The sequence below is a fragment of the Arthrobacter sp. B2060 genome (assembly GCF_059090445.1).
In genome coordinates this window covers 176,550-189,204 of record NZ_JBNHFR010000001.1, presented here as the reverse complement: position 1 = coordinate 189,204, position 12,655 = coordinate 176,550, and the positions used below count along the sequence as shown (strand labels likewise).

Below are 12,655 nucleotides of genomic sequence, written 5' to 3'. Positions count from 1 at the left end.
TGCGCGTCGGGAGGGGCAGCACCGGCTCGGATGCCGTTGCGGGTGTCAGGCGTCGGCCGCGCCCAACAGCGGCTGGCATTTCGGGCAGAAATAGATGTCGCGCTCCTCCGTGACCAGCTCCGGCACGCCTGCCGCCGGATTACCCGAAGGTTCACCCGCGCCCGGCGCGCCCCTGCCCGACGCGCCCCCACGCGGCGCGCCCCCACCCTGCACACCGGAGGCCGGGATGGACGCCGGTGATCCACTGCGGGGCACGGTCCGGCCCAGCACGCCATGACGGATGGGAGTCCGGCAGCGGAGACATGGCTGGTGCTCACGCCGGTAAACCCAGTACCCGGGGCGGCCAGCGGCCCTGCCTGCCGGCGTGCCTCGCGCATTCAGCACGGTGGTGCGCCGGCCCGGGCCGAGGTTGGCTTCGAGCAGCTGTTTGGCATTGTCGAACAGGGCCGGCAGGTCCGTCACGGCCGAGACCGGCGAGGCAGGGTGGATTCCCGAAAGGAAGCAGGCCTCGCAGCGGTAGATGTTGCCGATGCCGGCGAGGTTTCGCTGGTCCAGCAACGCCACACCGATCGGAACGTCCGGCGCTGCTGCCACGCGCCGCTCCGCCTCCGTCGGATCCCAGTCCGGGCCCAGGAGGTCCGGCCCCAGATACCCCACGGCCTTGTCCTCCTCGGAGGTTTTGATGACTTCAAGCAGCCCGAGGGAAAAGCCGACGGCGTCCGCCACCGGCGTGCGCAGCACGCACCGGGCGGTGAACCCCGGCTTCCGCCAGCGTCCGCCGGGCGGGTAGACCTGCCAGCTGCCTTCCATCTTGAGGTGGGAGTGGATGGTCAGCCGTTCACCGTCCGGACCGGCCAGCCGCATGAGCAGGTGCTTGCCCCGCGGAACCACTTCCTCCACTGTCCAGCCCCGGAGGTTGAGCGTGGCATAGCGCGGCACGCGGAAGTCCGAGGCCGTCAGTTTCTGGCCCGCGAGGGCGCCGTAGAGCTGATGGGCGGCGCGCCAGATCGAATCACCCTCAGGCACGGATTCTCAGTCCCTTCGGCGTGGAGTAGGCGCCCGCCGCCGTCAAAGCCGCGGCGGCCGGTGTGTCCAGGATGCTGTGGCCGTTGACCTTCTCCATGACCAGTTTGTCCACGGCGCCGCGTTTCACGACATCGACCAGCGCCGCGGCGGCGGCTGCCAGCACCGCATCGTCCTCCGTGAAAACGAGGAGTGTCTTGCCGCCGCGTTCCACATACAGCGCCAGGGCGCCGTCGACCAGCACCACCAGCGCTCCTGCCTTGCGGCCGGGACGGTGGCCGCTGCCGGCTTCGATGCTCAGGGCCGGCCAGGGCAGCGCGGCGCCGTAGGGGTTGGCCGGGTCCGTGGCGGCGAGGGCCAAAGCCACGGGTTCCGGCTTGGCAAGCTGGGTGTCCTCAGAATAGGAGCGCAGGCGGTCCACTGTGGCAGGAACGGCGAACTGGGCCGCTCCGAGGTGCTCGATGAAATAACCGCGGCGGCAGCGTCCGGCCTCCTCCAGTCGCGCGAGCACCTTATACATGAGTCCGAAGCCGCCCAGAATGTTTTCCGCCATGACCGAACCGCGGGTAACGACACCGTACCTGTCCAGGAGCAGTTCTGCTGTGGCACGGGCGTGAATGGTGGCATCGAGCTCAGGGGAGGGGAGGGCGGACCACCGTCCCGCAGCCAGCGGCGGCGTCGGGGCTTGTCCGGTGACGGCGCCGTACCGCCCGCCGGAAAGGCCCGGCGAACCCAGCAGGCCCGTTCCATGTGAGCGTCCCAGCCTGCTCATCCGCGGAGCACGGGCGCGGGGAGCCCGGGCTACCTGTCGGTGGGCCGTGTGCCCGCCGGCGATGAGGGCGCGGACGGGCGCGAACGTATCACCCGTCACGCGGCCCGCCCACGCCAGGTCCCACAGCGCGGACACCACGTCCTGATCGCTGAGCACGGCGTCCATTCCGCCAGCAATGTCGGTAAGTTGCCGGAAGAAGTAGCCGCCCCCGGCGGTCTGCAGGTGGTCCAGCAGCCTGCGCTGGGCATCACCGGGTTCGAAGTCGATGGCCGGATTCAGCGTCAGCTCCGCCGAATCGGCCAGATGCATGCTGATCCAGCCGTCGTTGCCGGGCAGGGAGCCTGCACCGGACCAGAGGACCTCGCCGGCTGCCATGAGCTCGTCCAGCATGGCGGGCTGGTAGTTGGACACACGGCTGGCCAGCACAAGCGGCTCCCAGGCCGACGCCGGAACGGGCACCCCGGAGAGCTGGTCGATGGCAGTGACTATTCCGTCCAGCCCGCGCAGCGCCGGTTGGCCTCGACGGGTTCCCGGACTTCGCACGTTCTGCCAGGCGGGCAGGAACCGGCCGTAGGCTGTCGCGTCGACGGGCTCCACTTCCGCCCGCAGCGCGGCCAGGGAACGACGGCGGAGCTTGCGCAGCACTTCGGCGTCGCACCATTCGCTCTGGGCGGGCAGCACGACGGTGGACGGCGGAACCGTCCCGGCAGGCGAATCGGCGCCGGTATGGTCTTCGGCCCCGGCCGCCGCAAAACCGCCGTCGCTCTGCCTTCCGGATGCATCCGGCGTGGGCTCCGCCGCCGGCTCGATATGGGGCCGGAACTCACCCTCTACGACGCGGCCGTCGGCGGCGAGCCGTTTCAGCGCAGTGCCCACGACGGCGACGCCAAGCCCGAGCCGCGCTGCGGCCTCCGTGGCGGTGAACGGACCATGCGTTCGCGCATACCGGGAGACGAGGTCGCCGAGGGGATCAGCCACCGGCTCGATGAAGGCCAGGGGCACACCCATGGGAAGGGGAACCCCAATGGCATCCCGCAGCCGGGAGGCGTCTTCCACCGCCGCGTAGCGTTCAACGCCCCCGACGCTCACCCTGATGGCGCGGTTGGCCCGCTGGAGTGCGGAGAGATGCGAGGCCGCGTCCGCCAGCGTGGCCTCGGACGGGGGGCTGTCGGCATGCTCGGCTGTCGGCTTAGTTTCGACAGGTTCCGCCAGCCCGGTGTCGGCAGGTTCAACAGGTTCGAGCCTGGCTGCGACTTCATCCGGCGACAACGGGCCCAGCAGCCGCAGCAGGTCGGCGACCCCTTCGACGCCCCGCACCTTGCGGTCCGGAGCAAGACGCTGCAGCTCGCGCTCGGTCGCTTCGATGACCCTGGCATCCAGCAGTTCCCGCAGCTCCACGCGGCCGAGGAGTTCGTTGAGGAGCGTGGAATCCAGGGCCAGCGCGGCGGCCCTGCGCTCCGCCAGCGGAGAATCTCCCTCGTAGAGGAACTGGGCCACGTAGCCGAACAGCAGGGACTTGGCGAACGGCGACGGCTGCTGGGTGGTGGTCTGGACGATGCGCAGCTCGCGGCGTTCAACGGATGTGGCGATCTCCTTCAGGGCCGGCAGGTCATAGACATCCTGCAGGCACTCGCGCACAGTCTCCAGGACGATGGGGAACGCCGGGTACTTCCGTGCGACGTCGAGCAGCTGGGCGGACCGCTGGCGCTGTTGCCACAGTGGTTGCCGTTTGCCCGGGGTTTGCCGCGGCAGCAACAGGGCACGGGCCGCGCATTCCCGGAAGCGTGAGGCGAACAGGGCGCTGCCACCAACCTCGGCCGTCACGATCTGCTCGAGCTCTTCCGGGTCAAAGAGGAAGAGCTCCGCGCCGGGTGGTTCATCCTCCATCATGGGAACGCGGAGCACGATGCCATCGTCGGCGGCCATGGCGGAGCCGTCCAGGCCGTAGCGCTGCTGGAGGCGCTGGCCCACGGCCAGTGCCCAGGGGGCATGGACGGGCATCCCGAACGGGCTGTGCAGGATCACCCGCCAGTCGCCGAGTTCATCGTGGAAGCGTTCCACCACCAGCGTGGTGTCGCTGGGCACCACTTCGGTGGCCAGCTTCTGCTCATTGAGGTACTGGAGCAGGTTGTTGGCGGCGAAGTCGTCAAGGCCGCTGGCCTTGCAGCGTTCGGTTGCCGGGCCGACGTCGGACGCTGACAGTTCCCGGACGAACGCGCCAAGGGCGCGGCCGAGGTCAACGGGCCGCCCCAAAGAGTCGCCCTTCCAGAATGGCAGTTTGCCGGGCTGGCCGAAGGCGGGCGAGACCAGCACGCGGTCGTGCGTGATGTCCTCGATCTTCCAGCTCGTGGCGCCGAGGGCGAAGATGTCACCGACCCTGGATTCGTAGACCATCTCCTCGTCGAGCTCGCCGACGCGCCGGCCGCCCTTTGCGGGAGAGGACGTGCCGGATGCCTTGCCGGCGGCGTCCCCGCCGGAAGGTGAGGCCGATCCCTCAACTTCGGTGCCGATGATGTAGACGCCGAACAGCCCCCGGTCGGGAATGGTGCCTCCGGACGTGACGGCGAGGCGCTGCGCGCCTGGCCTTCCCTCGATGGTTCCGGCGTTGCGGTCCCAGATGATGCGGGGCCGGAGCTCGGCGAATTCGTCGGACGGGTAGCGTCCGGCCAGCAGGTCGAGGGTGGCTTCGAAGGCGGAGCGCGGGAGCGTGGCGAACGGTGCGGAGCGCCGCACGGTGGCAAACCATTCCTCCACATCGATGCTGCCCAGGGCCGTTGCCGCGACGGTCTGCTGGGCCAGGATGTCAAGGGGGTTCGCCGGAACGCTGAGCCGCTCGATCTTGCCGTCCAGCATGCGCTCCACGGTGATCGCTGTATGGACGAGATCGGCCCGGTGTTTCGGAAAGAGGTAGCCCTGCGAGATCTCGCCCACCTGGTGTCCGGCACGGCCCACGCGCTGCAGCCCGCTGGCCACGGACGGCGGCGACTCCACCTGGACAACAAGGTCCACGGCGCCCATGTCGATGCCGAGTTCCAAGGACGACGTGGCCACCACGCAGCGCAGCCGTCCGGATTTCAGGTCATCCTCGATGAGCGCGCGCTGGTCCTTGGAGACGGAGCCGTGGTGGGCCCTGGCCAGCAGCGGCTCGGCGCCGGAGGTACTTCCTGCCTGCGCCATCATGTGGGCGGGGGTGGCTGTGGAGGTCGGGAGGGAGCCGGACAGGTCGGGCGCCGGCTCCTCCCAACCGCCCCCGACAGTCATGAGCTGACGCTCGGCATGGATCTCATTCAGCCGCGCGGTCAGCCGTTCGGCGAGCCTCCTGGAGTTGGCGAAAACGATGGTGGACTGGTTCGCCAGCACCAGGTCCACGATCTTCTCCTCCACATGCGGCCAGATGGAGGCCTGCGGCTGCAGCCCCGAGGCAGGACCTGAATCGAAGGCTCCGGCCGCGCCCTGGAGATCCGACATGTCCTCCACAGGGACAGATACGGTGAGATCCCAGTTCTTGCGGGACGGCGGGGCCACGATCTCGACGGGAGCCGAGCCAGCCAGAAACTGCGCGACGAGCTCCCGGGGCTCCACTGTGGCGGACAGGCCGATCCGCTGGGCCGGTTTGGGCAGCAGCGCATCGAGGCGCTCGAGTGAAACGGCGAGGTGGGCCCCTCGCTTGGTGCCGGCCACAGCGTGGACTTCGTCCACAATGATGGTGTCCACCTCGCTGAGGGTTTCCCGCGCCCTGGACGTCAGCATGAGGAACAGCGATTCCGGAGTGGTGATGAGGATATCCGGCGGGTTGCTGAGCAGGGCGCGGCGGTCAGACGCCGTCGTGTCCCCGGACCGGACGCCCACGGTGATCAGCGGGGCCGGCAGGTCCAGCCGCTTGGCCGTCTGCGTGATGCCGATCAGGGGTGAACGGAGGTTGCGTTCGACGTCGACGCCAAGCGCCTTGAGCGGCGAAATGTACAGGACACGGGTTTTCCGCTTTGGCGGCCTGGCTCGGGGCTGTTTGGCGGGGGCGGGAGGCTTCCCGCCGTCGGCCTTTTGGCTGTCCTCCTGCTCTGCGGGGCCGCTGGCCGTTGCCCCGGCAACCAGCAGTCTGTCTAGGGCCCACAGGAAGGCGGCGAGCGTCTTCCCCGAACCGGTGGGGGCGACGACCAGCGCGTGCGATCCCGAGGAAATGGCGTTCCAGGCACCGTGCTGGGCAGGGGTCGGCTCGGAGAAAGCGCCGAGGAACCACTCCCTGGTGGGCCGGCTGAACTGGCCCATGGAGTCCACCGAAGATGTGCCGCCGGATGTGCCGGCGGGCCCCTGCGACTGCATGCCTCCATCATGCCTCAAGGCAGCGACAGTATGGCCGCCGTCGACTGGCGGTCACCTTGGCCGGCACCGGCCACCGGAAGGCGCCCAGCACTGATCCGAGGGACGGGCGCTTTAGCCGTTGTCTTTCGGACCTGACTCCGCCGCAGGCTGCAGGTTGTGCGTGGCCGGTCCTTCCAGCAACGTGCCGTCGCTGCTGAAACGGGAACCGTGCAGGGGGCAGTCCCAGGATTTCTCGTTGTCGTTCCAGTGCACTATGCCGCCAAGATGCGTGCAGACGGCGGACAGGGAACACGTCGTCCCGTTCACGGTGGACGTGGCGACGGGCTTGCGCCCGCGGAGCGCAACGGTGCCCGTCCCCTCCGCGGGCGGGGTTGTGCCTTGCTGCGGCAGCTTCTGCAGTCCGGCCCGTGCCCAGTCCTTTGCCAGGGTGGCTGCCACACCGGCGTTCAGCGACACGGCGGACGCAGCCCCGGGAGGGGCCGTGACGCGGCGGTGGATAGTGTTGGCCCACTCCAGCTGGCCGCCGAGGATATCCGCGGCGATACCCAGGGACGCCGCAACGGCATTGGTCATTCCCCACTTGTTGTAGCCGGTGGCGAAGAAGATCCGGCCCCGCCCGCGGGGGAGTTTGCCGAAGAAGGGCATGAGGTTGACGGACTGGTAATCCTGGGCGGACCAAGTGTGTGTCACCGTGGCACCGGGATAGTGCGAGTGTGCCCAGGCCAGCAGTTCGTCCAGGTGGGCCTGCTCCGATTCCGCCCGTCCCACGGGATGGCCGTTGCCGCCTACGAGCAACAGGCGCCGGCCGTCGGCAGGGTAGTCTCGCAGCGACCGGACGGGGTGCTCCACGGACAGATACATGCCGTCCGGGGGCGCAGTGGAGTCCGCCAGTTCCATCGCCGCAGCATAGGAGCGTCCCGGCTTGAGCTTGGCAAAATACAGGCCACGGTTCAGGATGGGCGTTCCGGTGGCGAGTACAACCTCGTTGGCGCGAACGGTTCCGCGGTCCGTCTCAACCGTGGACGGCCCGGTACCGCCTACTTTCTGGACCCGGACGCCGGTGACCACGCTGCCGCCATGCGAACGAACGTCCCTGGCCAGGGCAAGGATGGCATCCATGGGATTGATCTGTGCCTGGCCGCGGAGGCGCACCGCACCGTGGACCGGGAAAGGGAGCCCGGGGTTCCGCACATAGTCCACTTCGACCCCCGCGGCCAAAGCCACGGCCAGTTCCTTGCGCAGCCTATCGGCGCCCTGCGGCGTCGCGGCATAGGTGTAAGCGTCACGCTCCTGGTACGGGAGGTTGCTGGATTCGAGGTACCGCAGCAGCCAGGCCTGCCCCTCGCGGTTGGCGGCCACGTACGCATCGATCATTTTCGCGGAGTATTGGGCACGGAGCGCTGAGAGGACAGTCCCCTGCAGCAGGGTGACCTTCGCGGTCGTGTTCCCGGTGGTTACTGCCCCGGGCGTCCTCGCTTCGAGCACGAGGACGTTTTTCCCCGAGCGTGCAAGCAGGAGCGCGGTTACCAACCCGGTGAGGCCCGCGCCGACGACAACAGTGTCATAGGCGGCGCCTTGGCGGAAGTCATCTCCGCTGAAAGTATCGGTGCGGTCCAACCAGAGCGACGTCATGCAAATCAACCTGCCTTCAACCGTAGCTGCATCGCGGAGCACTCGCGCCGCAGGCCCTGCCGGGCGGGTAAGGCCTCCGAGTATTCGTAAGTGTACTTACGGAATCGGGGTGGAGGAACACCGGAGCTAACTGCGCTGAAACGCCCCGATGCTGAGGAGTTCGATGGAGGCATTGCTGCAGGCGTCCGAAGGTCTGGCCACGAAGAGGGATGCGGTGTCCTCGGGCGGGTAGATCCGTAAGCCGGCCGCCTGGGCCAGGACGCAGTCCGGGTAGTTGCGGGCCTGGGTGTAGCGCAGCGTGGCTGAGCCGGACTGACCGGGGGCCAGTAGGACGTCGCTGACCGGTGTTGTCGCATCCCGACTGGCCGGTGCGCCGATCGGCTGGCCGCCGGCACCGTTGGTCAGCGAAACGCCGGGGAAGCCCTTGAGGTGGCAGGGTACGGTGCCGCTGTTGGTCAGGATCAGCCGCATGTAGACGCTGCCTGCTGCGCCCCCGCCGGTGGCATCCGTGCTGGCCTTCAGCGCTGATGCCTTGCACAGTTGCGCGCCGGCGGCTGTGGAACCTGGCGTTGCTGCCGCGCCAGTCGTCGCTGGCTTGGAGGGTGCCGGGATGGAAGGAGGGGTGGCAGCGGAGGACGACGGCGGGTCCGACGTTTCGGCGGCCCCCGGGCTTGCGCTGCTGCTTGCTTCGGCAGGGCCCGTCGTCTGCTCCGGGCTTGCCTGGCCGGAGGGTTGGCTCGGCCCGCAGGCCGTGAGCAAGAGCGCCAGTGCGGCAGCCGCCGTCGTGCCTGCCAGTCCGGTGGGGATTCGCTGAAGCCTCATGGGTCTAACTTTGCGGTCAGCACCGCCGGAGTCAACGAAGGCAGGACCGCGTGGCGGATTTGGTTCCCTGATTGTGACCTCAGCACCACGACGAGGGGTCATGGCGACGGTTAAGTCGGGGGCTCTTGGGCCTGCAGTTATAGATGCAACGATAAATCTTTTGCCACCCGAAAAAATGCCGCCACAAGGGGCTAAAAGTCCTTGGATAGCCCATTTCCCTATGTCAGAATGAGCGTGGTCTTACTTGCCCGAGAATTGAATAAATCTATTCGGATAAGAAAATAGCTCTCCGTCTGGCCGCGCCTGATCCATCACAGCGCGGCCAGCATCGTCCCCGATGTCGGGGACGTGCAGGGTTGAGGGAGGCAGCTCGGCATTCACACGCAGCAACGCCGCTGCGCGTGATCCTGAATAAGGCGCATCAGTAATTGGAACCTGGCAGAGATGCCCGTTCCAATAACGATGGGGGCTGAGGATATGACCGGTTGGCTTGTCCGCTGGAGTCTTAAGTTTCGTTTGATCGTATTGGCCGCTGCGGCCGGCATTTTAGGGCTTGGGTTGACCAGCCTGCCGTCCATGCCAGTGGATAATCTTCCCGAATTTTCTCCACCGCATGTGGAAATTCAAACCGAGGCGTTGGGCCTGTCCGCCGTGGAAGTCGAACAGCTCATCACCTCACCTATGGAGGCGGACCTGCTTAACGGGGTCGCCTGGCTCGATGAAATCCGTTCCGTGTCCGTTCCCGGCCTGTCGTCCATTGAGATGGTCTTTGAGCCCGGGACGGATGTTTTGCGTGCAAGGCAGCTGGTGGCCGAACGCCTGACGCAGGCCCACGCTCTGCCTAACGTCTCGGCTCCTCCGGTACTGATGCAGCCGCTGTCCTCCACGAGCCGGGTGATGATGGTCGAAATGACGTCGGAAGACGTCTCAGCCATCGATATGTCGGTGCTGGCCCGCTGGGACATCAAGCCCGCACTCATGGGTGTTCCCGGGGTGGCCAACGTCTCCATCTTCGGCCAGCGCGAGCAGCAGCTTCAGGTCCAGGTCGACCCGGCGAAGCTCCGGGCCCAAGATGTAAGCCTGAACCAGGTGGTGGAGACGGCCGGCAACGCTGTGTGGGTTTCACCGCTGAGCTTCTTGGAGGCGTCAACCCCGGGAACGGGCGGATTCCTGGAATCCGCAAACCAGCGGATCGGTATCCAGCACGTCCTTCCGATCCGCACTCCGGAGGATCTTGGCAAGGTCAGCATTGAGGGCAGCAAAAACGGGTCCCTGAAGCTGTCCGATGTGACGACCTTGGTTGAGGACCACCAGCCGCTGATCGGCGACGCAGTGACCGGAAAGTCTCCAGGCCTGCTTCTGGTGATCGAGAAATTCCCGGACACCAGCGTCGCGGAGGTGACTGCAGGCGTTGAGGAAGTTCTGGACGGCCTGCGCCCCGGCCTGTCAGGGATCACCGTCGATTCAACCGTCTTCCGTCCGGCGTCGTTCCTCGAATCCGCCGCCAGTGGACTTGGCGTGGCACTGCTGGTGAGCCTGTTGGTCGTGGTGGCTGCCATCGGACTGGCCTTCCGGTCCTGGCGGTACGCCCTGCTCGCACTTGTTGCCATTTCCGTGGCCGCAATGGGTGCAGCCCTGGTGCTGCAATTCCAGGGAGCAGTGCTGAATACGATGGCATTTGCCGGCCTCACGTTGGCGCTCATCGTTGTGGTGGGTGACATCATTCTGGACCTGCACAGCTTCCGGAGGGACGCCGCGAATGAAGGGCTGTCCCGGGAGGCTTTGCTTGCCCACGGGCTGCAGCGCTCCCGTGTCCCCGTCCTGTTCGCAGGCCTGGTAGCGCTGCTGGCGCTCGCTCCTGCGCTGTTCGTGCCCGGCGTGGACGGGGCATTCCTGAAGCCGCTGGTGCTGAGCTATCTGCTCGCCACCGCCGTGGCAATGCTGGTTGCACTGACGGTCACGCCTGCACTGGGAAGCCTCGTGTTGCGCGGCCGCCAGCGGCCACAGGCGAAAAGGTCGTTCTTGCATAAGCTGGGTGACCGCTACCGGAGGTCAACGGGATCCTTCACCAAGGGCGTGGCCGTTCTGGTCGCATCCGTGGCAGCCGTGCTGGCCATAATAGCCGTGGCGCTGGTGCCGGGGCTGACCAGGCAATTGCCGATCGTGAGCGCCGTTCCTGACCGCAGTCTCCTCGTTGAGTTGAACGCGTCCGGCGGAACAGGGCCGGACGTTATGAACCGGCTGATGACCAAAGCCGGCGAGGAGCTGACAAACATCGAGGGAGTAGCACGGGTGGGCGGCCACGTAGGACGCGCCATTACCTCGGATGCGTCATCCGATGTGAACTCCGGCGAACTCTGGATCACCATGGAAGACGGCGCGAACATTGCGAACGTCCGGGCCGATGTCCGGGGGATCGTGGAGGGCTACCCGGGCATGACGGCCAACGTCACCACCTATCCTGAGCAGCAGGTGGCCGCAGCCAGCGCTATCGACGACCAGCAGTTCAGGGTGCGCGTCTATGGCATCGACCTGTCAATCCTGCAGGAGAAAGCCAACGAAATCCGCGACATCCTGTCGCGCACGGCAGGAGTGGTTAACCCGACCGTGGAGGCCACGCCTTCTCAGCCTGTTGCCGAGATTGAGGTGGACCTCGCCAAAGCCCAGCAGGAAGGCGTCAAGCCCGGTGATGTGCGGCGCGCCGCTGCCACTGTCCTCCAGGGCATTGAGGTGGGTTACCTGTTCGAGCAGCAAAAGGTGTTCCAGGTCGTCGTCAAGGGTACGCCTGCGACACGTCACAGCTTGAGCAATGTTCGGGACCTGCTGATTGACAAGCCGGAAGGCGGACAGATCCGTCTCGGCGACGTCGCCGACATCCGGCTCAGCCCCAACCAAACAGTGATCAGCCACGATGACACCTCCAGGAGGATCGACGTGGTGGCTGACATCGAAGGCAGGAGCCTCGGCGATGTGACCGCAGACATTCAGAACGCGATCAGGGGTATGCAGTTCCCCGTTGAATATCACGCCGAGATCCCCAAGAAGTTCGGCGAGCAGCAGGCAGCCGGTGACCTGATGGTCTGGTTGGCCGCTGCAGCGGCGGCGGGCATTCTGGTGCTGCTGCTGACGGTTCTGGGCAGTTGGCGGCTCGCAGCGCTGGTATTCGTTCTGCTGCCTGTCGCATTGGTGGGAGGCGTCATTGCAGCCTGGCTGAGTGGGGGCTTCGGTTCCCTGTACGTGCTGGTAGCCCTGGCGGCTGTGCTCGCCGTCGCGGTCCGCGATGCGGTCATGCTCATGGGTACTTACCAGTCGATGCAGCTCAAGGACCCGACGGCGTCCTCGGCTGAGCAGATGAAGCGTGCGGTATCGGAGCGGCTGCAGCCGACAGTGCTGACGGCCATCATCACCGCCCTGGCGCTGGTGCCGCTGGTGCTGCTGGGCGGGCCCGTTGCCACGGCCATGCTGCTTCCAATGGCGCTCATCCTGTGGGGCGGTCTGATCACGTCCGCCCTGCTGACACTGTATATCCTGCCGATCCTCTTCCTGCGTTTTGGTCCGGCCGCCAACACGGACTGGGGGAGCTCATTGGTGATTAACAACGGACCGGTTCTGTCAGAGAGGTCGGAATTGTCATGAAAAGCAATAGTGGTTTTGGGGGCTGGCGTTCTGTTCTCGTGCTGGCCAGCGCGGCGTCACTGAGTCTTGCCGGCTGTGCGGCAGTGAAATCGGACTCTGCGCCTGCAGGGGAGGCTCCGGCCTCCCTGGAGAAGGTGGGATCAGATCTGAACCGGCTGACGCTGACAGAAAAGGCGGTGGAAAGGCTTGACCTGACCACGGAGAAGGTCACCAAAGGCACCGGCAGCGGCGTGGAAGTCCCTTACGGTTCGCTGATGTACGACGGCGCCGGCAAGACCTGGGTTTACACCAGCCCGGAGCCGCGGACCTACATCCGGGCCGCGGTGGTTGTGGACAAGATCACCGGCGACAAGGTCCAGCTCCGGTCCGGTCCGCCGGTTGGAACCGATGTTGTCACCGTGGGAGCTGCGGAACTGTTCGGAACCGAGTTCGGCACGAAGGGCCATTGAC

The 12,655-nt window shown here is 66.6% G+C and carries 6 protein-coding genes; 2 read left to right on the top strand and 4 right to left on the bottom strand.

What is annotated here, in order from left to right; translation table 11 throughout:
- Positions 1–45: 45 nt before the first annotated feature.
- The 4 genes from AC5RUM_RS00900 to AC5RUM_RS00885 all read right to left on the bottom strand — a co-directional run bounded on the left by AC5RUM_RS00900 (position 46) and on the right by AC5RUM_RS00885 (position 8,569).
- The gene (locus tag AC5RUM_RS00900) at positions 46–1,026 is read right to left on the bottom strand and encodes a DNA-formamidopyrimidine glycosylase family protein (RefSeq protein ID WP_494033172.1); all 981 of its coding nucleotides are present in this window, start codon (positions 1,024–1,026) and stop codon (positions 46–48) included.
- Positions 1,019–6,061 carry an ATP-dependent helicase gene (locus AC5RUM_RS00895; RefSeq protein WP_494033857.1) on the bottom strand — a complete coding sequence of 1,681 codons (5,043 nt, stop codon included), beginning with the start codon at positions 6,059–6,061 and terminating at the stop codon, positions 1,019–1,021. Before AC5RUM_RS00895 ends, AC5RUM_RS00900 begins: the two co-directional genes overlap by 8 nt.
- 165 nt (positions 6,062–6,226) lie before the next feature.
- Positions 6,227–7,747, bottom strand: a complete 1,521-nt coding sequence (locus tag AC5RUM_RS00890) for an FAD-dependent oxidoreductase (protein ID WP_494033171.1) — start codon at positions 7,745–7,747, stop codon at positions 6,227–6,229.
- A 126-nt stretch (positions 7,748–7,873) separates the two neighbouring features.
- Positions 7,874–8,569, bottom strand: coding sequence for a DUF4232 domain-containing protein (locus AC5RUM_RS00885; RefSeq protein WP_494033170.1), 696 nt, complete (start codon positions 8,567–8,569; stop codon positions 7,874–7,876).
- A 444-nt stretch (positions 8,570–9,013) separates the two neighbouring features.
- On the opposite strand from AC5RUM_RS00885, the gene AC5RUM_RS00880 reads away from it, so the two are divergent.
- Positions 9,014–12,205 carry an efflux RND transporter permease subunit gene (locus AC5RUM_RS00880; RefSeq protein WP_494033169.1) on the top strand — a complete coding sequence of 1,064 codons (3,192 nt, stop codon included), beginning with the start codon at positions 9,014–9,016 and terminating at the stop codon, positions 12,203–12,205.
- Positions 12,202–12,654: a hypothetical protein gene (locus AC5RUM_RS00875; protein WP_494033168.1), complete on the top strand. Its 453-nt coding sequence runs from the start codon at positions 12,202–12,204 to the stop codon at positions 12,652–12,654. Before AC5RUM_RS00880 ends, AC5RUM_RS00875 begins: the two co-directional genes overlap by 4 nt.
- Position 12,655: the final 1 nt, after the last annotated feature.